General features: G+C 69.3%; 21 protein-coding genes. 2 read left to right on the forward strand and 19 right to left on the reverse strand.

Going from position 1 to position 22,143, the window contains the following annotated elements:
- Window positions 1-173: 173 nt before the first annotated feature.
- From ACH34S_RS38560 to ACH34S_RS38600, 9 genes are all read right to left on the reverse strand, one after another.
- Window positions 174-1,067 (reverse strand): hypothetical protein, encoded by an 894-nt coding sequence (locus tag ACH34S_RS38560; protein WP_395957860.1) that lies wholly within the window; start codon window positions 1,065-1,067, stop codon window positions 174-176.
- Window positions 1,064-2,056 (reverse strand): type II CAAX prenyl endopeptidase Rce1 family protein, encoded by a 993-nt coding sequence (locus tag ACH34S_RS38565; protein WP_395957861.1) that lies wholly within the window; start codon window positions 2,054-2,056, stop codon window positions 1,064-1,066. Before ACH34S_RS38565 ends, ACH34S_RS38560 begins: the two co-directional genes overlap by 4 nt.
- Window positions 2,053-3,054 carry an endonuclease/exonuclease/phosphatase family protein gene (locus ACH34S_RS38570; RefSeq protein ID WP_395957862.1) on the reverse strand — a complete coding sequence of 334 codons (1,002 nt, stop codon included), beginning with the start codon at window positions 3,052-3,054 and terminating at the stop codon, window positions 2,053-2,055. Before ACH34S_RS38570 ends, ACH34S_RS38565 begins: the two co-directional genes overlap by 4 nt.
- Before the next feature lie 127 nt (window positions 3,055-3,181).
- Window positions 3,182-3,997: an endonuclease/exonuclease/phosphatase family protein gene (locus tag ACH34S_RS38575; RefSeq protein WP_395957863.1), complete on the reverse strand. Its 816-nt coding sequence runs from the start codon at window positions 3,995-3,997 to the stop codon at window positions 3,182-3,184.
- A gap of 341 nt (window positions 3,998-4,338) precedes the next feature.
- Complete coding sequence (locus ACH34S_RS38580; protein WP_395957864.1) at window positions 4,339-5,208, reverse strand: hypothetical protein; 870 nt, start codon at window positions 5,206-5,208, stop codon at window positions 4,339-4,341.
- Window positions 5,209-5,359: 151 nt separating this feature from the next.
- Window positions 5,360-6,337 carry a hypothetical protein gene (locus ACH34S_RS38585; protein WP_395957865.1) on the reverse strand — a complete coding sequence of 326 codons (978 nt, stop codon included), beginning with the start codon at window positions 6,335-6,337 and terminating at the stop codon, window positions 5,360-5,362.
- A 12-nt stretch (window positions 6,338-6,349) separates the two neighbouring features.
- Window positions 6,350-7,213 carry an SAM-dependent methyltransferase gene (locus ACH34S_RS38590; protein WP_395957866.1) on the reverse strand — a complete coding sequence of 288 codons (864 nt, stop codon included), beginning with the start codon at window positions 7,211-7,213 and terminating at the stop codon, window positions 6,350-6,352.
- On the reverse strand, window positions 7,200-8,030 hold the full coding sequence (locus ACH34S_RS38595; protein WP_395957867.1) for an SAM-dependent methyltransferase: 831 nt from the start codon (window positions 8,028-8,030) through the stop codon (window positions 7,200-7,202). The genes ACH34S_RS38590 and ACH34S_RS38595 overlap by 14 nt, the downstream gene beginning before the upstream one ends.
- Window positions 8,027-8,224, reverse strand: coding sequence for a hypothetical protein (locus tag ACH34S_RS38600; RefSeq protein WP_395957868.1), 198 nt, complete (start codon window positions 8,222-8,224; stop codon window positions 8,027-8,029). The genes ACH34S_RS38595 and ACH34S_RS38600 overlap by 4 nt, the downstream gene beginning before the upstream one ends.
- Before the next feature lie 401 nt (window positions 8,225-8,625).
- Here ACH34S_RS38600 and ACH34S_RS38605 point away from each other — a divergent pair, with 401 nt between their 5' ends.
- Entirely contained in the window at window positions 8,626-10,113 is a 1,488-nt protein-coding gene (locus tag ACH34S_RS38605; RefSeq protein WP_395957869.1) for a helix-turn-helix transcriptional regulator, read from the forward strand.
- A 143-nt stretch (window positions 10,114-10,256) separates the two neighbouring features.
- Here ACH34S_RS38605 and ACH34S_RS38610 read toward each other — a convergent pair whose 3' ends face one another.
- From ACH34S_RS38610 to ACH34S_RS38640, 7 genes are all read right to left on the reverse strand, one after another.
- On the reverse strand, window positions 10,257-10,817 hold the full coding sequence (locus tag ACH34S_RS38610; protein WP_395957870.1) for a class IV adenylate cyclase: 561 nt from the start codon (window positions 10,815-10,817) through the stop codon (window positions 10,257-10,259).
- Entirely contained in the window at window positions 10,814-11,962 is a 1,149-nt protein-coding gene (locus ACH34S_RS38615; RefSeq protein WP_395957871.1) for an aldo/keto reductase, read from the reverse strand. The genes ACH34S_RS38610 and ACH34S_RS38615 overlap by 4 nt, the downstream gene beginning before the upstream one ends.
- A 107-nt stretch (window positions 11,963-12,069) precedes the next feature.
- Window positions 12,070-14,220, reverse strand: a complete 2,151-nt coding sequence (locus ACH34S_RS38620) for a B12-binding domain-containing radical SAM protein (protein ID WP_395957872.1) — start codon at window positions 14,218-14,220, stop codon at window positions 12,070-12,072.
- Between the two features lie 187 nt (window positions 14,221-14,407).
- A complete protein-coding gene (locus ACH34S_RS38625; protein ID WP_395957873.1) occupies window positions 14,408-14,659 on the reverse strand; it encodes a hypothetical protein in 252 nt (83 codons plus the stop codon).
- A gap of 190 nt (window positions 14,660-14,849) precedes the next feature.
- Window positions 14,850-15,701, reverse strand: a complete 852-nt coding sequence (locus ACH34S_RS38630; RefSeq protein WP_395957874.1) for a helix-turn-helix domain-containing protein — start codon at window positions 15,699-15,701, stop codon at window positions 14,850-14,852.
- A gap of 25 nt (window positions 15,702-15,726) precedes the next feature.
- A complete protein-coding gene (locus tag ACH34S_RS38635) occupies window positions 15,727-16,254 on the reverse strand; it encodes a DUF6879 family protein (protein ID WP_395957875.1) in 528 nt (175 codons plus the stop codon).
- Complete coding sequence (locus ACH34S_RS38640; protein ID WP_395957876.1) at window positions 16,226-16,489, reverse strand: hypothetical protein; 264 nt, start codon at window positions 16,487-16,489, stop codon at window positions 16,226-16,228. Before ACH34S_RS38640 ends, ACH34S_RS38635 begins: the two co-directional genes overlap by 29 nt.
- A gap of 214 nt (window positions 16,490-16,703) precedes the next feature.
- Here ACH34S_RS38640 and ACH34S_RS38645 point away from each other — a divergent pair, with 214 nt between their 5' ends.
- The gene (locus ACH34S_RS38645) at window positions 16,704-18,053 is read left to right on the forward strand and encodes a tetratricopeptide repeat protein (protein WP_395957877.1); all 1,350 of its coding nucleotides are present in this window, start codon (window positions 16,704-16,706) and stop codon (window positions 18,051-18,053) included.
- A 288-nt stretch (window positions 18,054-18,341) separates the two neighbouring features.
- On the opposite strand, the gene ACH34S_RS38650 is transcribed toward ACH34S_RS38645, so the two are convergent.
- From ACH34S_RS38650 to ACH34S_RS38660, 3 genes are all read right to left on the reverse strand, one after another.
- Complete coding sequence (locus ACH34S_RS38650; RefSeq protein WP_395957878.1) at window positions 18,342-21,047, reverse strand: BTAD domain-containing putative transcriptional regulator; 2,706 nt, start codon at window positions 21,045-21,047, stop codon at window positions 18,342-18,344.
- Entirely contained in the window at window positions 21,044-21,439 is a 396-nt protein-coding gene (locus tag ACH34S_RS38655) for a pilus assembly protein TadG-related protein (RefSeq protein ID WP_395957879.1), read from the reverse strand. Before ACH34S_RS38655 ends, ACH34S_RS38650 begins: the two co-directional genes overlap by 4 nt.
- Before the next feature lie 62 nt (window positions 21,440-21,501).
- The gene (locus ACH34S_RS38660; RefSeq protein ID WP_395957880.1) at window positions 21,502-21,948 is read right to left on the reverse strand and encodes a TadE/TadG family type IV pilus assembly protein; all 447 of its coding nucleotides are present in this window, start codon (window positions 21,946-21,948) and stop codon (window positions 21,502-21,504) included.
- Window positions 21,949-22,143 lie beyond the last annotated feature (195 nt).

The following is a 22,143-nucleotide window of genomic DNA, read 5'->3' on the forward strand; positions in this document are numbered from 1 at the left end:
GAGGAGCCTCCTTTTGCTGGTTGACCCTTCGCCTCCGTGGGCAGGGAACGGCGGCGTGGCGCTGGACCCGAGATGGTCAGGCTGCCATCTGGCAACGGTGGGTGGACCACTGGCCGGTGAGACCGGCGTAAAGATGGACCGAGGAGCCCCCAATCGTGGGGCCTGCTAGGAGGTCACGGCGGCTCCTTCCTGCCCAGCCGCTGGATGGTTTGGGTGTCGATCGGTTCTATGGCCAGGATCGCGGGGCGGGGTGTGAGTCCGGCGCGGCGGTCGCGGGCGGCCCCGGCGCCACCAGGGCCCCGTGTGATCAGGCGCGCGGCACCGGGCGTGGTCAGCAGCGCCCATGAGGCCACGACGGTCGCTGTCAGCGCGAGGAGTGGGTCGATCGGTGCGGGCGAGGGCTCCGCGCGCGGGACGGCGGGCGGTTGGGTGGGCGGCCTGGCATCCGGGCGGGGGATGAGGGCCGTGGCGATTCCGGTGGTGGCCAGCGGGCCGAACTCCTGCAGAACGAGTTGGGCTTGGCTGCGGGTCCGGCCGTCCTGGGTCATGTCGTTGCGGACGGCGACGCGATTATCGGCCCAGAACGCCAGCCACGTGCCTTCTGGCGTGGGGCCCCAGTGGGCGGCGATCAACGGGACACCGAGGGTGTCGTAGCCGATGCCGCTGGCCCACCGCAGGAGACCGGACGTGGCGGGTGGTGCGGCAACCGGGCTCCACGCTCGCTGGACGTCCGGGCCAGCGTCGCTGGAGGTGAACTCGACCATGCGGGCGCCGAGGGCAACTGCGGTGGTGGTGGCCGCCTCGTCCAGGCCATATAGGTGCGCGTCGGCGAGGTGCGTCGCCTGAGTGGCCGCCATGGCCGCCGGGCGCCGATTGGCGGGGAGGGCGTCAATGTTCGCCGGGGCGTTGAACCTTCCTGAAAAGCGCTGTTCCTCGGCCCACAGTGCTTCGCCGTGCAGCTTCATGGAGCGGTGGGTCGCGCGGCGCGTTCGGTGCAGGTGATCGATCCGTGCGCTGGGATCGTCGGCCGCGAAGGGGTCCACCTCCAGCGGATCCGCCGAGGTCATAGTGCAGGCCCTTTCGCCTTGACGGGACGGTCGCGGGCGGGTTTGTCCTGGATCCATCTGCGTAGCCACGTGGGTGCGGCTTTGGGGGCGTGTAGGAGGAGCAGGACGGCGCCCGGAATGGTCGCCAGCAGCATCAACCGACCGGGGGCACCACCGAACAAGATCGTCGCGTTGTAGAGGGTGTGTCCGACGATGATCGGGCCGATCCGGCCGGTGGCTCGATACATCCACCAGGCGGCCGCAGCGAACACGATGGTGGCCAGCGCGGGGGCGCCCAGGTAGGCGTGAGGTACCGCCCGCAGCGCGCACACCACCAGGAGGATCTGCCAGGCGGGGCGCCGCGCGGCGGCCATCAGCACGGCGGGCATTGCGAGCAGTGGGATCTCTTCCCGTAGCCCGGCGACCAGGGCTTGGGTGGCGAAGAGCACCGGGTTCGGCAGACCGGTCGCGTTGGCCTGGTCGGTTTCGGCCGGGCCGAGCTGTGCGATCCATTCCCCCCAGAGCATCGAGGTCGTTTGCCCGGCCAGCATGACCGTGCAGGCCGTGATGGCGGTGATGTCCCAGCGCCGCACGATCTCGCCGGGCAGCCGCCCCCGCCACAGCGGTGCGCCGACGTCGGCAGCGACTGCGGCGCATAGCCATGCGCCTGCTCCGGCCAGCAACACGGTCGCGGCGGTGTCGGCAGCCTGGCCGAGGTGGGGCAAGAGCGCCAGCCCTGCGATGGTGAGCCCGGCCGCGCACCATGCCGCGAGCCCGGTTGCGCTGCTGCCTGGCGTGCGGTTGTGAGCGGGGTGACGGATGCGGAACAGCAGCCAGATACCGGCGGCGGTGAGGTTGGCGGCCGGCAGGTTGACCGGGACTGGGAGGCCGGGCCAGTCGATGTCGACTCCGGCCAGTTCGGCGAAGTCGTTCAGGGCCGTGGCGAAGTGCGTGCCGAACAGCACCACCACCACCACGGCGGCGGCAAGCGCGAGGGGAGACCTGGTCATAGGGGGCTTCTTGTGTCGGGTTGATGGTCGCGGACGGGAAGCGGGGTCATCGGCCGGCGGTGATCTCGGTGATCGGACAGTTCGTCGCCGGCTAGAGCCCGGCGAAGGGTGGTCGAAGAGATGTCGTAGATCACCCCGTCGTGATCGGAGCCGATGCCCACTTGCCAATAGCCGGTGGCAGCGGTGAGCAGCTCGGGTGAGCCGTAGGCGCGGTCGACGCGCGCGCCGCCTTTACCGGTCGCCCGCAGCTTCGGCGGGGTGCGGCGGTCGGCGGGCAGGTGCGCCGCGATGTCCAGGAGCCCCGCGCGGACGAACACGTCATCGACGTCGTGGTTGGCTTGCAGGCGACCGTCCGCGCCGGTCCAGCATCGGGTCACGCGCAGATGCGGCGGCAGGCACTCCAGTTCGTCGGTGGTGACAGGCGGGCCGCCGCGCGGATAGGTGTTGATGTCGCCGCCCACCAGGACGAGGCCCTCCATCGCGGCGATCAGAGCGGCCAGCATTTGAGCTTGGGAGAGCTGGTCGACGGCAGACCGCGCCGGCAGGTGCACGCTCACGCAGTGCAGCGGCAGGGGAAGGCCGGGGATGTCCAGCTCCACCACGCACCAGGACGCGGCCTGGGTACCGCCGAAACGCGTGTGGGTGTAGGGGCCGGTGTCGGTGACACGCCACCCAGTGGTGCGCGTGTCGACCAGGATCGCGGTGTGCAGGGCGGAGCGGGCCCCCGGCGGCACCGGGCCCAGCACCGCCTGCATGCCCAGGGCGTTGCTGGTGCGCTGCACGTACCGGGACTGCCTCAGCGCCGGCTGCGGCACCCCGAACTCCTGGCACAACACCACGTGCGGGCCGGTCGCGCGGAGCACGTCGACGGTCTGCTGCCAGCGCCGATCCGCCCCGCCGTCGACGCCGCCGTAGCACCAGTTGATCAGAGCAATCCGGAACGTGCCGTCGGCAACCGCAGGGACGGCCGCTGTCGCTGGGCGGAGGTCTACGTCCATTCTTCGGCCCGGATTTGGTGGGGTGCACCGGCCCGGATCATGGTTAAGGCCGTGCCGGTGGCGTGGGAGGTGTTGGTCATCTGAGCTTCTCGTCTCGGATTGACGGGCAAGGGGAGCGGGCCGGGGCCTATTGGCCGAGCGCGAACTCAGCCCAGACGGGGCGGTGGTCAGACAGGTCATCGGCTCCGAGCTCGACGCCGTACCCGGTGACACATTCGGGCAGCGTCGTGAGAATCCGGTCGCACCGGTACGCGAGCTGGTTGTTGCGGGTTTCGTTTGGGGCGCCGTGTCCCACGGTCGGGATCGGGTCCTGACAGATGCGGCCGATGTTGTAGAACCCGTTGGCGGTGAGTGTGCGGGCGGGGCGCTTGTCGAGCTTGCTCGCGGCTTTGACCGGGTCGATCCCGGTCGTGTCCGGGTCGTCGTCCTCTGCGGCCGCGTTGAAGTCGGCGGCGTAGATCACGTTCAGGTCCCTGTGTACGGCGGCCATTTCCGCCTCGGCGAGGCGGGCGGTCGGGCCGGAGGGCGCCGAGTGGCCGACCAGGAAATGCACGTCGAGCCCGGCGATCTCCAGGTGGACGTTGATGAGCGTGTGGACCCACGGCGGGCCGGTGAGCTGCCGGGTGTTCACGACGGTGAGGTTGTCGCCTGGGCGCGCAAAGACGGCGATGTCGCAGCCGTAGAAGTTGGACGGGGCCAGGAAGTAATAGGTCATGCCGAGCAGGTCGGCGACCCTTTTCAGGCGGTCGTTCCCGAGGTAGCTCCATTTGGCCTCCTGGAGACCGATCAGGTCCAGGTCGAGGCGGGAGAGAGTGTCGACCTGCTGCTGGAGTCGGGAGTCGTCCTTTTCGTCGGGCTCGGTGCCTTCACCGTCCAGGCCCCCCTCGTGCAGGTTGTAGGTGGCAGCGCGCACGATGACGTGGTTGTCGGGTGTGTCGGACATGATCGGTCCCGTCTTCCGGTCGATGTCGGGCTTGTTGGCGATCAAGGTTGCGGGCGCGGGCAGCTGAGCGCGGGGCCGATCTGGACGCAACGGCATGGTGCGGATGCTCAACGTCGCTGTGCTCAGTGAGTTGATTGATCAGAGTGCTCATGGCGCGCCGTTCCGTGGTGCGCGCTGGCGGCGGGCTAGGAACCCTCGCACCCAAGGCCAGAGGCCAGGTCGCCTGACGCTGGGCCACTGCGGAACGAACCACGTCGGAACGAACCAGCTGGCGAAATAAATCAGATGGAGCAGGTGCCTCTGGTCGTCGCGGTAGTCCTGCGGGTGCTGCTCGTGGTCTCTCAGATCCATGCGCGGGCCTGGACTTTGTGCAGCGGAGCCGTGTCGATGGTGGCGACGACGGCGTCGTGGTCGGTCGCCTGCCCGGTGTCGATTCGCTGGTAGCCCAGGACGGCATCGGTCATGTTGTCGGTGACCCAGATCTGATCGGTTCGGACTCCGCCGTGGTGGCCGGTCGGGGCGAAGAGCTCCTTGTCCGCCGCAGGGTTGTTCAGGCGCATGGCGATGAGGGCGGCCACGTCGAGCAGGTCACCGTCGTGCAGCGTCTGTCCGACCAGGGGGTTACCCAGCCACGGCTCCTGCGGGCCGAGGCGGCGGTGGCAGCGAGAGGAGCGGTTGTAGGGCGGGACGGCTTCCCAGTCCGGGTCGGTGTCGGCGGGGCTGAGGTGGTTGATGTCGCCACCGATCAGACCCATCCCGCCGTAGCGGTAGAGACGTTCGATCAGGACCTGCGCCTCCATGGCGGCCTTCTGCACGCTGCTGGGGTGCAGGTGCGCGGAGATGACGGTGAGCGGTACCGTCACCTCCGGGTCGGCGGTGAGGTCGAAGACGGCGACGCCGAAGCCGTGGCGGGTCTCGTCGTGGTACTTGGTCTCCCAGTGCCTCCATTCCAGGACGTCGGTGCGGTGCATCACGACGGTGTGCGCGCCGGACTTGGACGGGGCGACGTGGGCGCGCATCCCCAGGTCGTCCTCGGCCGCGGCCTGCAGGCGTGGGTCGGCCCCCCAGCCATGGGCCTCCTGGCCGAGCAGGATGTGTGGATCGACCTTCCGGATGATGTCGACCTGGTCGGGCCACCGGTGGTCGGGGCGGCCGTCGGAGTCCATACGGCCTGCGTATTGGAAGTTCAGGCTCATGACGATGAGCTGCACGTGTGAGTCCTTCTAAGGGTCGGGTCGGCGAACCGTGGCCAGTAGTCGGCTGGGCGGTAACGGTGGAGCCCGCCCGGCCGCAGACCGGAGGATCAGACCGCGTGACGGGGGCTCGTTGGTCACGCGGTCGGGATCTGCGGCCGGGCGAGGATCAGGGGCGCGGGCCGGTAATGCGTGCGGCCAGGGCGACGCGCAGAGAGAAGGGCGGGTGCGGGGCCAGCGGCCGCGCGATCGCGCTCAGCACCTTGGACACGCCGACCCGGCTGGGGCGGGCGTCCTGCACCACCGCCCAGTAGTCGCGGGCGGCGGCCGGGCCGACGGCTCGGACAGCGGCAACGTCGGCCCGGAGTTCGTCGCCCCACCGCGCCGCGGTGGTGACCAGCCACAGGGCCGGGACGGCAATGAGTAGCAGCGGCGGAGGGACTAGCAGGCCCAACGCCAACCAGCAGGCCAGCGACGGCAGATCCAGTAGCAGGTGCAGAGTGCGTGATGCACGGCGGGCGTGGTGGGTTTCGTGGGCCAGGACGAACGCCAGCAGTGTGTGGGGCACGGTCAGGAGCCGCTCTCCGATAACCAGCACCGGGTGCCGGCGGCTCGGGAGCAGGGCAGCGGAGAGCCGGTACGGCGCGCACACGCACCCGCCGGCGTCGATGGTGCAGCTCTCTTCCCGGTGCGAGGGATCGGGTCGCATGACGTACAGGTGCGCCCCGAACGCGTGCGGGGTACGGCGGCGGACCCTGTGCTGGGCCTCGGCCAGGACGACGCGGACGTCGTGGGCAAGGGGCTCGGTTAGGCGGCGCTCGTAGGCGGTGGCGGTGTCCCAGTCCACGTTCTTGACCGGACCGGTGCGGTAGCCGATGACGACGCCCAGTACGACACCGCCGACGGCTGCTGCGGCCAGGACGATGCTCAACACGGCCCCCAGTGGTGAGGGCAGCAAGCCGAGGAGGGCGCTGGCTCCGCAGCCGAGCGGCAGCAGCACCAGCGGGGCTATCGCCGCCAGCCCGACGCTCACCCTCGCTTTCTGGAGCTGGACGCGCATAGCGTCTTCGAAGTTGCGCGCATCGGGCTTCTGGGTCGATACCGGCTGGCGGGGCGGTGTCGTGGTGTCGAGGGTCGGTTCGTTCATCGGGCGCCGTTTCTAGATCGGGGCGAGCAGCGGAACGGTTGGGGTGGGTTTGCGGGCGGCAGCGACCACCAGGCGGATGTCGCCGGGCGGGTCGTGCTCGAGCTGGTCAAGCAGGGATTCAGGGCGCCAGCGGGGAACAGGAGTGACCCCCGGCCCCAGCAACTCGAAGCCATCGAGCAGCCCCGCGATCTCTGCCGGGGTGCGGAAGACCGGTGGGGGCATGTGCCGGGCGGTGAACAACGCGTGCAGACTTGGCCCTGTCGGTGGCCGGTCGCCGGTGGGCTTGATGGTGAGGTGGGTGATCCCGATGTAGCTGCCGGAGGCGAGGGCGTCGGCGAAGGTGCAGGTGATGTGGCGGGCGGTGTCGGCGTCCAGGACGTCGAGGGCGTTCACGAGCAGGACACCGGTCGGCTCGGTCAGGTCGAGGGCGGCGGCAGCGCCGTCCACGAGGGCCGCTGGATCGGTGGCTGGCGCATCGAGGTACCCAAAGGCCGGCATGACCGCGCGGGCGTGGGCCATCACTACCGGGTGCCCGGAGCTGTACACCACCCGGACGCGCGGGTCGATGCGGTGTGCGACCTCGTGGACCTCGTCGTGTGTGGGCAGGTCACAGTCGACGATGATGAGCTGCCGGACGCTTGCGGCGGCGACCATGTACCGCACCAGCCGCGCCCGTGCCGCGATCCGCAGCGCCGCGATCCGCTCGAACTCCGGGTTCTGCTTCGTGACCAGATCGCCGAGCATCCGGTCCGCGGTGTAGTGATCTTTACCGCTGGCGAAGTAGTTCCACAGCGTCGGCCACGACGCTTCACCGGCGGCAAGGCGCCCGGGACCGAACACCACGCCGCAGTCGCCGTAGTCGTCAGAGCGCGGCACGGTCACCTCCCAGATGAGGGGCGGGCCCACCGGGCAGGACGGCGGCCATGCCGAGGACTCGGACGCTCTCGTAGGGCGCGTACGGCCGGCTACCGTCGACGGACCAGGTCTCCACGGGGACAAGGCCAGGCGGGGTGACGATGGCCCAGCCATCGGCCAGCGCCCGGATCTCCTCCTCCGGCCGGAAGTTGATGGAGCTGCTGGCCGTGTCGTAGGCCTCGGTCATGTCGTCGACGGCACCCTGTTCGGTTCCTGTCGAGGTAGCGTGCGAGACCACGACGACGCTGCCGGGCGCCAGACGTTCCCGCAGCCCGGCCATGACGGCGGCCGGGTCGCGCACGAAATGGAGAACCGCGGCGGCCACGACCAACGTTGGCTCGCTCGGGTCGATCAGGCCGACCGCGTCGGGATGGTTGAAGATGCTGTCGAGGTCGGTGATATCGCCGCGCAGCACACCGCCGTAGTGGGCCCAGGCCCGCGCATGGGTGAGCACGACAGGGTCGTTGTCGTAGGCGAGCACCGTGGCGTTGGGCGCGACGGCGCGGACGCAGGTCTCGACCCCGTCGAGCGGCACGTCGTGAACGATCCCGACACCGACGTCGAGCACCTGCCCGAGCCCGAACTCGGCGACCGCCCACGCGGCGGCACGCCCGGCAAACTTCAGGTTTGCTTGGGCAACGGCCGGGGCGTCCGGCGCGGCTCGGATGACCTCGATAGCGGCCTGCGCATCGATGCCCGACCAGGACTTACCCCGCAGGTAGAAGTTGTACATCAGCGCGGGGCGGGGCTTGGTGTAGGTGTGCTCGGTATCGGTCATGCCGTGGCCGCCGTCAGCTTCTTGCGCAGGTCCTCAGCGGTGGTGGCCTCGACCATGTTCACTTGCGAGTAGCGGTCACGCGGGACCGGGAACAGCTGCGCCCACCACCCACCCTGCGCGGAGCGGATGATGTTCCAGCCCGGGAAGTCTCGCTTTAGCGCGGCCTTGGCGAGATCAGTGGTGCCTGCGGTCATGACGGATCCAGGTCGGCGTAGGTGGGGTGAGCGTGGACGCAGCGGCGGGGAGCCGGTGGGGACGATCTCCCCGCCGCCGCGGTAGCGCACAGTCAACGCCTGATCACCCGTCCCCAGCAGTCAAAGGGAGCGGTGTAAAACCACGGTCCCGGCACATGCAGTGACCTGCGCCAACAGCCTGACGTGAGCGCGTTTCCACGGTTATGCCGTCAGAACACGTCTGGCTGGCAGGTGCAATTTCCGGCGTGCGGGTGCGTAATGGGAAGCGCACACCCAGCCACCGGGAGGATCGGGCGATGACCGGACCGCGTCGCGGAGCCCCAAGCCGTACGCCGAGGGAGGACGCGAACGGAGGTAGACGGCGCGCGGCACCGCGAGGTACCAAAGCCGAACGGGACCAGTTGCGCGAGCGGCTGCTGGCCGCAGACACTCCGGCGCGGGCGATTAGGGACGAGATGATGCGGCGCTGGGGCCTCCGGACCCGCCGGGCATGGCGGTACGCCCTCGGCTGGACACAGGCGACGATCGCGCTGCAATACAACCTGCGCTACGACTCCGCTGGCCGTGCCCCGATGTCGGAGAGCCGCATCGGCGCTTACGAACGCTGGCCTGCCGCTGGCGCCGAGCGGCCCAGCCTGACGGTCTTAATCCGGCTCGCCGAGTTGTACGACACGAGCCTGGACCAGGTCGTCGATGCCGATGACCTTGCCGCTATGCCTGAGAGCGACCGGCGCGCGCTCCGCGACGTGATCCATAACAACGCCCGCCAGGCCGAGGCTGGCGAACCCGACCTGCCGACCGCGCCAGCCACCGCATACCGTGGTTGGAAGGAACCCGACACCGATAGCCCCGGTGGCCAGCACAAGGTGGTGGCGATGGCCGCGCACGAGAGCAGCGAACACGCCGAACAAGCCGAACGCCGTGACATCGGCGAAGCCACGCTGGCGCAACTGCGCGCCGACGTCCAACGGCTCTCCCACGAGCACATGACCGGTGAACCGCTCGCCGTGTTCCAGGAACTGCGTCAACTGCGGCAGCGGATCTGGGGGGTGTTGGACCGACGGCTGTGGCCACGGGACCAGACTGAGCTGTACTTCCTGCTCGGCGTCCTGCACGTGCTGATGGCGGCCTCCGCCAACAGTCTGGGCAACCGGTCGGCCGCCGAGGAACTGGTCCGGGCCGGATGGGCGTACGCCACCGGGATCGACCACCGGCCACTAATGGCTCAATTGCGCCTGGAGCAGGCCGGTATCGTCTACTATCCACGGCCACGCCATTCCCGCGACCTCGCCCGATCCGGGCTGGACTACCTGGACACCGGCCAAGCCGCCGCTCTACTCCACCTCATACACGGCCGGGCAGCCGCACGCTTGGGCGACGCCGACACCGCCCGCACAGCGATCAGCGCAGCGCACGAGGCCCGCGCCGCTGACCACCACGACGAGGTCCTGGAGATCGGCGGCGAGTTCGGGCTGTCGCGCGCCACTCAGCATTTCCTGGCAGGGAGATCCTTGGCGGAGCTGCCCGATGCCAGCGCTGAGGCGATCCAGGAACTCCGGCAGGCCAGAGACCTCTACCAGGCCGGCCCCGCGCCGGGCGAGGACCACTACCACGGGTACGTAGCGGGCACCAACATCATGCTGGCGACCGTGCTGCTGCGCGACGGTGAACTCGACGCCGCTGAGGACGCCATCGAACCGGTCCTGGCGTTGCCCCGAGACCGGCGCATCGAGTCCGTGCTGCAAAGTCTGCACCGCACCCGTAGAGAACTCGCCGCGCCCGGCTACACCGGGCAGCCCCTCGCTGGCGAACTTGACCAGCGCATCGAGGACTTCACCACCGACACCGTCGTCGGCGACCTTCGCGAACTCTCCTCGGGTCCCCCCTGAGCTCTTAGCAGGAGACTTTCACGGTGGGCAGGCTTCCCACCTGTACGGCACGGGATGGTGCCCGTAGCGGCGGTTCCGGCTCTACTGGTCGGCTCCTCGGAAGCGGACGCGCCGGACGTCGGCATTGACGCTCTTGATGGGCCCTATTGTTCGCGGCCGAGGAGCATGTGTGGGTAGCCGCGGTGGATGCGGTCGCCGAGCGGGACGCCGAGTTCACTGATGAAGGCGGTCAGCTCGTCGATCGCGGCGGGGACAGTGTCGGCGTCGGCTTTGAATTCGAATTCTACGAAGGCGCCGTGGCCGGCGAGGGTGTCGAAGGCTATGACGATGCGGCCGTCGGGGAGGTCCCATTCCTCGCGGGCTTTGTCGACGGTGACCATTTCGGTGTAGTCCAGGTGGCGTAGGGTGCGGCGGAGGGCCTCGGCGTCGGTGACGGCGGTCTCGTACTCGTCGCAGTGGGTGGCTTTGCCGTCCTCGCCCAGGTGCCACTTCTTGAAGTTGAGGGAGGCGCCGTCGTCGCATTGACGAATGCGCAGCCATTCGGTGATGACGGGAGCGTCGAGAAAGTCGCGGTGCGGGGCGTTGTAGTAGGTGTCGACCTGGCGGACGACGGGGCGGGGTTTGCCGCCGCGGTCAGTGAGGACGGCCCGCAGTGCGTCGGGGTTGGTGATCGGGTACTTCTGCTCGATCTCGATGTATTTCACAATGAACCTTTCGGTACTTCTTGTCGGGTGCGGGCGTGCGGGCCGCGCGGAGGGTGTTCTGGCACTTTAGGGCTGTGGACGGCCTGCGTCCGGGCGGTCGGGGGAACGGTGTGTAGGAGGTTCCGGGCGCGTCGGGCGAATGCGTGTAGGCCGGTCAGCTCGTGCAGGGTGAGTGGGGCGCCGAGGTTGGTGATGGTCTGCTGGATTTGGGTTGGGCTGCGGAAACCGATCAGGACGGCGGTGTCGGGATGCTGGTCGAGGGCGTAGCGGAGGACGGCCCGTTGCAGGCCGGTGGGGCCGGTCTGGTCGCGAAGCCGACGGACGATGTGGCCGATGGCGGCGCGGGTGGTGGGGTGGAACAGCGGATCGTGACGGCGATGGTCGCCGCTGCCGTAGACGGGCGCCTGATGGTCGGCGGTGAGTAGTAGCCCTTGGGCGAGGGCCTGTTTGATCAGCACGCCGACGCCGTGACGGCGGGCGAAGCTGAAGATGTCGGTCTCGTGGTCCGCGTAGGCGGGCGAGAGCAGGTTGTAGCGGACGGTCATGACGTCCGGCCTAATCATGGTGAACAGGTGCAGGAACCGCGCAGCCTGCGCACGGTGCGGTCCGGTGGTGGCCCATTCGGCCGCGAACTCGTGTGGTGCGCGGATGCCGACTGCTCCGATGAGCCCCTCGTCGCGGAAGGCGTTCATCTGCGCGACAGCGGCGGTCAGATGGGTGTCGTTGTCGCCGAAGTCGTCGCTGTGAAGGAAGTACAGGTCCAGATGGTCAGTGCCGAGGTTGGTCAGGGTGGTGTCGAGCTGACGGCGCATCTGATCGCGTTGGTAGGGGTGCGCGGCGGTGCCAGCGAAGTAGCCGACCTTGCTGGAGATCACCAACTGGTCCCGTTCGCAGTGGCGGAGCAGGCGGCCGAGGAGACGCTCGCTACGGCCCAGTCCGTACACGTCGGCGGTGTCGTACAGGGTGACGCCGAGTTCGTGTGCGCGGCGCAGCCCCGCGAGGGCCTGGTCGGGGTCGACGCCGTCCCAGCCGATCGGGACGCCGCGGTTGGTGGCGGCGCCGCCAATGGTCCAGCAGCCCGCGCCGATCGCTGACACCTTGCTCGCCAGCCCGGGCACGGCGCGCTGCTCCAGCGGCGTGGTCATCCGCCCGTCCTTTCTCTGTTCGTGCGTGCGCGCGCAGAGCCGCGCCCTGGGAATCGTTGGGAGAGGGCCCTGGGTGACGGCGAGGGCAGTGAGGTCCGCGAAGCGGATCATGTGCCGCAGGGATCGGCGGTATTGATGAGCCGCCAGGGTTTCGGCGTGGCCCAGCGGTGGTGTTCGCGGGCCAGGATGGTGGCGCGCTCGCTGCTGAGCGCGGCGCGCAGCTCGGCGACGGCAGGTCGCATTTGGACGGTCAGATCGGTGAGCCGCCGATCCGCGAGCCTGCGGCATTCCCGATCGAGCGCCTGCTGCGCTGCCAGGTCGCGGGAAGCGTCATGTAGGAGCGGCAGCATGTCGCTGAGCAGGCTGTAGGCGGCGTGTTTGAGGATGCTGCGGGAGGCCCGGACCTGGTGACGGGCCGATCCGGTGAGGGTCTTCTCCAAGGACTTGAGGGTGTAGTCGAAGGGAAAGCTGCGGTCCACCCACAGCTGAGCCCAGCGGCTGGCCACGCCGATCCGCGGGTCGGCGAAGCGGGCCTGGACGCGGCCCATCAGCGGATCGGTCTCACCAGTCAGGCCGCGGGCGGTGGCTTGGCGGGTGTAGGCGGAGCCGATCAGGCATTCCATGCTGACCAGCAGGTAGCTGATCGCGGTGTGGAACGGCTGGCCAGTGGTGTGCTCGGCGACGAACGACTCGTCGGCGACACCGTCGACGATGTCGGCGAGGTCCAGGTGCGGCAGAGGGCGTAGCAACAGGTCAGTGCGGCCCTGGAAGGCGTGCGTGGCCGTCAGTTCATCCAGGGTCATGAGCTGGTCGAAGGTGATGTAGGTGAATCGCGTCGGCACGCCCAGCGCCGACAGCATGCGGATGGCCAGTACGTTCTGCTCGCTAGTGGTCTCCTTGTTGAATCGCTGCAGGATCGAGGTCACCCCCGACTCCACGCCGAATAGGCAACGCCGCAGGCCCCGCGCAATCAGGGTTCGCCACATGGCCGCGCGCTCGATGTTCCAGGTCCGGTCTTGATCGGGTTGGACTACCTGGTCGATGCGGCAGGAGGTCTCCCACTGCAGTCCTGCCCGTTGCAGCACCGAGGCGAGGCGCAAGGCGCGGGGGACGGCGGTGGCGTCGCGGCCGATGAACTCTTCATCGACCAGATAGACGATCGGCGGGACATCGGGGAACTGCTCGAACACCTGCCGGTAGGCGTCCAGGATCCGCGCTAGGCCGTCGGGGTCGGCGCCGGCCCAGGCACCCTTCTGGCCGCGGGGGCAGAACGAGCAGAAGTTCGTGCAGCCGCGGGAGGACTCCAACTGGGCCACACCGCCGTGCCGGAAGGTCTCGGCGAGCAGATCGAGTTCGGGCCAGATGTCGGTCTGGAGCCGGTTGGCGACCGTGGCGGTACGGCGTACCCGGTCCACCTGCACTAGCGCCGTGCGGCCACGGTGCGCTTGCCGCTCGCCCCGGCCTGAGCCGACGCACTGGGTGTCGTTGGTGGCGGCGTGGGGGTCGTAGTAGCCGATTCCCCGGACCTGGTCGAGCATGAGATCCCCGTGCCACAGCGCCAGCAGGTCCTGGATGGTGGGCTCGCCCGCGCCGCGGGCGATCAGCAACCGCGGGTAGCGGTCCAGCAGCAGTCGCTCGTTGCGGACGGTCAGGCTGCCGCCGGCCACCAGCATCGGCGGGCGGCGACGGGCGGTGAGGTGGTCGAGCAGTTCGGTCATCAGGTCGTGCTGCCCGAATGTCGCCGACACCCCGACGATGTCGGGTTCGACGGCGGCGACCCGGGTCAGCACATCGTCCAGGGTGTGGCCGAGTTGCAGGTCCATCAGCTCGACCTGGCCGAGCAGGGTTGCGCGGGCCGCGCGAGCGAGGTCGGAGATTCCCAGCGGGAAACGCGGCAGCGGAAAGTGCTCGGGATGGTAGAGCGCGACCAGCAGCACTCTAGGCGCCATCAGGCGTGCGACACCCTCGGCGGTCACCGTCGCCGCCGACAGCCAGTGGCCGGGGTCGTTGATGGTCAGCCGCCCGCGGGTCCACGACGGCCAGTCGCGGGTGCCGTGCGGTCGGCCGGACAGGTCCACGGCCGTCCAAGCGGTGGCCGTCTTGGGCGCGTGGTCTTGGCAGTGCGAAATCAGAACGAGTCGGCGGTCCAGAGTGCCGGTGACCACGGTCCGGCCGTCGCCTACGACCCTCCCGATCGCCGAGGTCAGAGCAGCCGGGTCGGTGAGCGCGGCGTTGGTGAGGTCACCCAGGTCGTTCACGGTGTCGCCAGCAGCGCGCCCGGTTGCGTGCTCGACCCCTCGGGCTAGCCGCCTGATTAGGGCGGCAGGCGCGGCCGGGGCTTGGGGCATGACGGTTGTAGGCATGGCGGTCTCCCAGCACGGATCAGAAACGGGAGCGGATGCGGGGGGCTCGAAGAGCAGATGGTGGCTGCGCGGAGTCCGCCGGTCAGCCTCGGATGCCAGCGGAGCGGGTCGCGTCGAGCGCTGCGCGCAACTCGATCGGCGTGGGGCAGACGAGGGTCAGGTCGTTGCCGCGGACCGCGATCCACCGGTCGGCCGCGATGCACAGGATCGCCCAGCGTGGATAGGCGGCCCGCAGTTGCCGCAGTACCAGTGCAGGCTCCGGCGGTGCCTCCCGGCGGAGCAGTTCGTCGGATTGGTGCCCGGCGCCGTCCAGCGCCTCATCCGTGCTGGCCATGTGGGGGATGCGGTGCTGGGAAGCGTGCACGGACGTACAGAGTGGGGTGGAGCCGGGTTGACCTGTCGGGCCGTTGCGGTTCAGGGGTCCCATCGAGCCTCCCCGGGCGGTGCGGTCGGTGCGGGCTTCACCGACTCTCGCGGCGCGCGCGGGGCGTGGTCCACGAGTGTGCCCGAATGTGGCGGACGATCTAGTCGAGCGCGTCGATGGCTGCCGTGATGAGCCCCCGGGCGGCGGCGCCGTGGACGGCGGCCGCGGCGAGCCGGGTGTGGGCCTTGACGTAGAGGCCGACCTCGGTGGGCGCGGTGATGGTCACCGTGGCCGACAGGAGTTCGATGTGCACCCGCTGCTCGTCGAAGACGTCGAAGGTCGGCACCGGCCACATCTCGCGTGGCGGGCCCGCGAACGGGATGACGCCCAGCGACACCGCCGGCAGCGACATCACCGACAACAGGTGCCCAAGCTGCCCGGCCATGGTCTCGGCGTCGCCGATCCGGTGCCGCAGGACCTCCTCCTCGATGACCACGGCGAACCGGCGCCCGGCCTGATGGATCACCTGGGAGCGGTCCAGCCGGGCCTGCACTGCGGCGGCGACGTCGTCCGGGGTGCCCTGGAAGTCCGTCACTGCCTTCAGCATCGCAGTGGCGTACGCGGGTGTCTGAAACAGCCCGGGAACCACGGCGGAGCAGTACACCCTCATCAGGGTGGTCTGCTCGAACAACGGCTTGCGTGACTCTTGCATCCGCCGTAGCCCGGTCTGGTGCGCCCGCCGCCACTCCACATACATCAGGTCGGCCTCGCGGGCCGCCGCGATCAGATCCGCGGCCTGATCGTCCGCGCCACAGATCCGACACCAAGTGCGGATGTCCTGAGCGGTGGCAGGACGAGTCGCGTGCTCGATCTTGCTGATCTTCGTGCGGTGCCAGCCCGCCTTCTGGGCCAGGCCGATCGCGGACAGCCCCGCGTCCACGCGCATGGCGCGCAACTGGTCGGCGATGGCCTGGCGGGCGTCCTGGGCGGACGGGGACGGGGAGACGGGCATCGGGGGCGACGGTCCTTCGAGACGTTCAGCGCGGCGAATAGTCGCGATGCGGGACCGCTAGGTCCCAGACCGACTCGAACGACCGGCGGCACAGCGCGATGGCGTCCGGATCGTCGTCCAGTTCGTCCTCCATCCAGGTACCGTCGCCGGCGAAGTGATGCCACCGGATGGCGTGGTCGTCGAACAGCCAGAAGTCGTTACCCGGCAGCGCCAGGTGAGAGGCGCGCCGACGGGGAAGCCACCGCACCTGCTCACCGGCGGCCAGGTTCTGGAAGGTGATGTCGTACTCGAACGAGACGTACTCGGTGATCGGCTCCGACACGATCCGGGCCCGTCGCACGCTCACCCCCCGGGCGACGGTATCGGCGATGTCCTGGTGGAACGGCCGCCACCAGGACGCCTGGTCGGCGGGGTCGTCACGATGTCCGGCGCGCCATGCCGCCACCCGCTTCGCCTCGGCCGGATCGTAGTAGACATCGCGCAACTCCAGATGCACCACCGACCGCTCACATCGCGCCAGCAGCTCACCCAGCGGCGGCAACTCCATCGTCATCTCGCAGATCCTCTCCCAAGAGCGCGCTCAGGATCGTGGCCCGCATCCGGGACGGCATCCTGACCAACATCTCGTCGTCCCCGATCGGCGTGTGCTCCAGCACCTGAGCCAGGTCGGCCGCGCCGCCGACCGTCTTGGCCACCAGGACCAGGTCACGGCTGTCACGGTCGACGAACACGGCCGGGCAGTGCCCGTCACCGGAGTCGGGGTCGATGCCGATCAACCGTAGATCCATCACGCTCTCCTCTGCTGAGTGATGTGCCCGAATGTGGCCCGGCCGGCGTCCATGCCGGCCGCCCCGGCCACCGCTGGTGCGGCCCGTCGTGCGGGGTCGGCACGCCACTCGCGGTGCCCGGCACTCAGATCAGACCCCGGGCAGGCCTCGCTGGATAGGTATCTCGCCGCGCCGGGCCGCTTAACGCGCTTAGACGCCGGGCACACCGGTAGCCGTGAACCTTCGCCCTCGACGCAACGTCAGGCTCGAAGCGACCATCATCGAGGCGGGCGTGTCCTACGCGGCGCTGGCGGCTCACGTCCGAGCCGTGGCCGCCGAGAACGGCGACCGCTCCGTCCGCACCAATTCCTCGGCTGTCACGCATTGGGTGAACAGCACCTTGCCCCGACCGGCCACGGTCGCCTACCTGGTCGAAGCCCTTGCCCGGCTTCTAGGCCGTCCGATCACGGCCGCTGACGTCGGGTTATGCTCGCCCGGTCCCGAAATGCAGCCCGACCCGGTCAAGGGATTGGCCGAGCTAGGGAGGCTCGACGTGCAACGGCGCCAGTTTCTCGCCGTGTTCTCCTTGCCGCTCGTCGCCGCGGCCGTCGGTGACCCCGCCGAGCTCACCGGACGCGCCCGTGTCGCGGCAGGGCGCGGGATCATCGGTAACGCCGAAGTCGAGGTCGTCCGCACGGTCGTCGACACCTTCACTAAAGCCGACGAACGGCTGGGCGGCGGCGCCGGACGCACCGCCGTCGCCGAGTACCTCGCCAGCGATGCAACCGCTTACCTGCAAGGCCGGTTCGCCAACGGACGAGTCCGAGCACAGATGCATGCGGCGGTCGCCGAACTCGCGCGGCTGGCCGGCTGGACCGCGTACGACGCCGGCCACTCCGGCCTCGCCCAGCGGTACTACGTGTACGCCCGGCAACTCGCAGCCGAATCTGAGCCCGGCCACACCGCGTTCATCATGCGGCTGATGGCCCATCAGGGCATCGATCTTGGCCACGGCCGCGCGTGCATTGACTTGGCCGAGGCCGCCGTCACCACGGGGCGCGGCCGCGTCGACTCCGCCACCCTGGGGCAGCTCCACCTCGCCGCAGCACGCACCCACGCCGCAGCCGGCGACGGACGCGCCGCCCGTGCCGCACTCACTATCGCCGAACGCTGCATGACCCACCCGGTCGACGACGCCGACCGGCCCTGGTGGGCGTTGGCGATGGGCACCCCCGGGCCCCTGCTGGCCACGCACACGGCCAAGGCACTACGAGACCTGTCCGACCCGGCCGTGGCACGCCATCTGCAGACCTCGGCCGACCGATGGAACCCCGCCACTCACCCCCGAGTCCGCGCGCTCAACCTCGTCGACCTCGGCGGCTACCACGCCCAGCGCGGCAGCCTGGAGCACGCTTGCGGAGCATGGAGCGAGGCGCTGCAGCTGCTGGACGGCGTCTCCTCCGCCAGGGCCCGCACGGCCGTCACCGGCATCCGCGCCGCCCTGACTCCATACCGGCGTCGTGGCGGCAGCGAAGTCGGCCGCATCGACACTGCCGCCGCCAGATGGCTGGCCGCCCACCATTGAAATCCATATCGACGAAGCCATGGTCTACACCGCCGACCGACAACCGACGACTCCGCGAAGCTTTCGCACAAGCGCCCGTTCAACATTTCTTGACCGCGGCCCACGTGCATCGTAGGGCGTTCGGGGCGAACCTGTCTGACCAGCACTCATCCGCTGTTACCCGCCGTGCACGAAGGGGCGGCGGCTCTACGGTCATCGATGTCCAGAATGAGGGCTGAGCCTACGAGCCACGATCAAGGTAGCGGCCGTTGACACCAGTCGATCATCATCGTCGATGCTGCGGGCTGGCTAGTGTCCTTGCCGAACGCTGGTGAGGAGTTGGTGGGTTTGCTCGTCGGGCTCTATATCGAGGTCGGCGAGGCGGCTGGTGAGATGTTGGTAGGTGCGCCTGGCGGCGTCGGGGCGGCCGAGGTCGGCTTGGAGTCGCATGAGGTTGCGGTAGAGGGGTTCGGCGTAGGGGTCGTGGGTGATGGCTTGTTCGAGCGTGCTGAGAGCCCTTTCTGGGTGGTCGGGCTGGAGGAGCTGAGCGAGGCGGGTCAGGGCGTCGGTGACGGCTCGGCGTAGGTGTTCGCGGTGGTTTTCGGCCCAGTCGTGGGTGAGGTCGGTGGCGAATTCGGCGGTGTAGAGGTCGGCGGCGGCGTGGAGGGCCGTAAGGCGCTCAGCGTCGGTAGTGGCGTGTCGGGCGCGGGCGAGTGCTGTGGTGAGGCGTTGTTCGTCGACGTCGATGAGGTCGGGGTCTAGGCGGTAGCGGCCTGCGGTGTGGATGACGTACATGGGTTCACGGAGCTCGGTCGCGGTGCGGAGTGTTTTGCGTATGTTGGCGACGGCGGTGTTGAACTGGGTGGTTGCGGTGTCCGGGTGGTGGTCGGGCCACAGGGCGCCGATGGCTTGGTCCCGGGTGATTCCGTTGGGATTGAGTGCGAGGTAGGCGAGCAGGTCGCGGGCGCTGCGGCGGATTCCGGTGGTGATAGGGCCGTCGGCGGTGTGCAGGCGCACCGGTCCGAGCACCTGGAGGCGGATCGGGTGCGGGTGGTCCTCGGCGGCGGAATGCGGTGCAGGGTTACCCGTTTCGCTGGGCGCTGCGTCGTAGTCGGCGTGTCCAGGGCTGGGGCCGGGTGGTTGGGTGGCGGTTGTTTCGGGTTCGGGGGTGCCGGTGGCGGTGCGGAGGATGTGGAGCATGGCGCTGGCGTCGTCGGCGGTGAGATGAAACAAGCGGGCTCCGGTGAGGGCGTCGGTGTGGGGCCCATCGGCTTTCGTGATGGCGGTGCCGCCGGGGAGGTGCAGGGTGGTTCCGGTTGGGGCGGGCCCGAGGATGAGGGCGCCGATTCCGTAGCGGTGACCGAGCTCGATGATGGCCTGTACGGAAGCGGTGCAGGACTCAGGGATGGTGGCGGCCAGCAGCAGCGTGGGTAGGGGATCGGCGAGGTTGGTGGCGCGTAGGGTCGCCAGGTCGGGTTGGTCGGTGGTTTCCATGAGCCGGGCGCGACGAAGGATTTCGGCTTCGAGGTGGGTGGTGGCTGCGGCCAAAGTGGGTGTGATGGTGAGCCCCGGGATCCCGGTGAGGGTGGTGCCGGGGTAGAGGGTGCCAGCGTCGGGTTGGGGGATGAAGACCTCGGCACGATCACGGTGGGCGGTGGCAAGGAGCTCGGTGGTGATAGCGCGGGCTGCGGCATGTGCGCCGTCGCCGGTCAGGCCGAGCGTGAGGCCGGCCAGCGGCAGGGTGACGGGTACATGGTCGCGGGTGCCCAAGACGACGTGGTCGGGGGGCGACGCGGTCCGGTCTGCGGCGACGAGGTCGGCGTCGGACGGGATGGGAGCCTCAAGGGCGGCGTAGGTGCCGTCCAGGTGGGCCTTGCGGGCGTTGGTCACGGGTTTCGGTAGTGCCGGCTCGTGAATCGGGACGTTCCCGTTCTCGGTATCGGTGCTTGGACGTCGGCGGCGTTGGTGCAGCCGGGTGGCGGCGACGGCGAGGCTGAGCGCGGCGGCGAGGCCGAGACCGAGCGAGGAACCGGACGGCAGGGTGATGGCCGATGATGGCCCGGCGTCGGTTGTGCTTTGCCGTGATGGTGGTGGGTCGTCGGCTGTTGCCGCGACGGTCGGGTTTGGCGCCTGTGACTGCTGCTCTGCGGTGGTTGGCACTGTTTGCGGAGGGCGGATTGTGCGGCCACGCCCCTGCTCCGGTGTTGAGTCACCTTCAGCGTTGGTGGGGTGGGGGCCGCGGGCCGGTGGTGGGGCTGTGGACTTCTTCGGCGTTAGGGGAATCCGGATGCGCTGGCCGGGGTGGAGGTCGTCGGGGCTGGTGAGGGTTGGTATGCCGTCGGGTTGGTCGAGGGTGCGGCTGGCTTTGAAGATCTTGGGGTAGAGGGTGCCAGAGCCGTAGGCGCGGCGGGCCAGGTCCCACAGGGTGTCGCCGCGGTGGATGATGCGCGTCCGCCATGTGCGCCGTCCAGGTTCGGTGCCGTGAGGGTGCTCGCCGCCAAGGAGGGGCACCGAGTCCTGGCTGTGAGCTGGTGGCGCGTCCTGTCCGGAAGGTGGCTTCTGGTGCGATTGTGGCTGCGCGTCTGCGGTGACGTGGGCGTTGGCGGTGGTTGAGGCCAGAGTGGTCACGGCTGCGGTGGTGCTGAAGGCGAGGGTGGCGGTAGCGACCAGGTCGCGGGCCAGCAACTGCAAGGGGCGGACGGGTCGCGGCAGGCGGGGGCTGGATCGTCGGGCCAGGTAGCTGGTCGTTTCGGCACAGGTTGCGGTGGTGAACACGCCCCAGGCCAGCCAGCCGAGAAGCCGCATCGCGGCCAGGAGCAGGTGGTGGTCTGTGTCGGGCTGCATGAGCGTGGTGCTGAGGTGATCCCAGGACGGGAGTCGACCGGGAATTGGGCTTCCGGCCACGGCGTAGAGGCCGATCGGCAACCCGGCCAGCAGGACGGCGAAGACCAGCAAGGCGCCGAGTCCGCGCAGAATCTCGGTGGCACGTGTTCGGGTGCGGGTGGAGTGGATCATGGCTGGTGAGGTCCTTGTACCCCGGTGGTGAGGTTCGCGGTGGCGATGGCGTCGGCGCGTAGACGGGTGACGCCGATGATGGGCAGGAAGATCGCGGGGCGGATGATGGTGACGTGGACCCGGATGGCATGAGTGCCGGAGGCCGTCACGGTGCCGGTGTAGCCGCTGCTGCGCAGGTAGGCGCGTACGGCGTGGACGGCGGACGAGCGATCCACGACGAATTCGCCCCGGGTGTAGGCGCGGTCGAGGTCGACGCGTCCGGCGCCGGCGCGGGCGGCTTCCTGCGCGGCGGTGGTGGCCTCTTGGCGTGCTTGGAGTTTCTGTCCGAAGTCGACGACGGCACCGAAGAACACCAGCACGACCAGGGTGGTGATGATGGCGAAGATGCTCACACTGCCGTCGTCCCCGTGCCGACTTCGCCGGGCCGCGTGTGAGGATGTGCAGGCCATGACGGTTACCGGGCCCGGTAGATGTCGATCGGGGACCGATGGGTCTGGGTGACGGTTCGACTGCCTGGCATACCGGGAAGCGCGATGTCGGCGAGCCGGATCACGCAGGTCACGTGTGCCGCGACCGTCCCGGCCTGGCCGGCGGGGCGGTGGTACCCGGACAGGTCGAGCCGGACGGTCGGGGTGCAGTGCAGACCGCGGTCATGCAGCGTGGTCAGTGCGCTGGACGTTGCGTCCGCGTGGGCTTGGGTGGCGGTGCGGGCGATGGAGGCGTGCCGTGCGGCGTCGGCGGCTGCTTGCGCCACCACAGCGCTGCCTTGCTGGACGCGTATCACTATCAGTAGCCCAACCAGGAATGCGATGAACAAAGGCGCGAGGACGGCGGTCTCGATCGCGGCGTTTCCCGCGTCCCGCGGGTGAGTGGACTTCAAGGGCGTGCCGGAGAAATTCATGGCCGACCGGGTGTCGAAGGTTCCACCAGGTCGTGGCCACCCCCAGGACTGCTGGGTCGGTGGGCGTCTACCGGGAGTCCCGTGGGTTCATGATCACCCTGGGTTTGGTTCTTGAGTTGCTGACGAGGCCAGTGGGGTTGCTGCGTCCGTCGTGAAAAGATTGACGTTTCGTCGGGATTCCTGAAGGATCTACGG

It is taken from the genome of Actinomadura sp. 3N508, assembly GCF_044326375.1.
Lineage (GTDB): Bacteria > Actinomycetota > Actinomycetes > Streptosporangiales > Streptosporangiaceae > Spirillospora.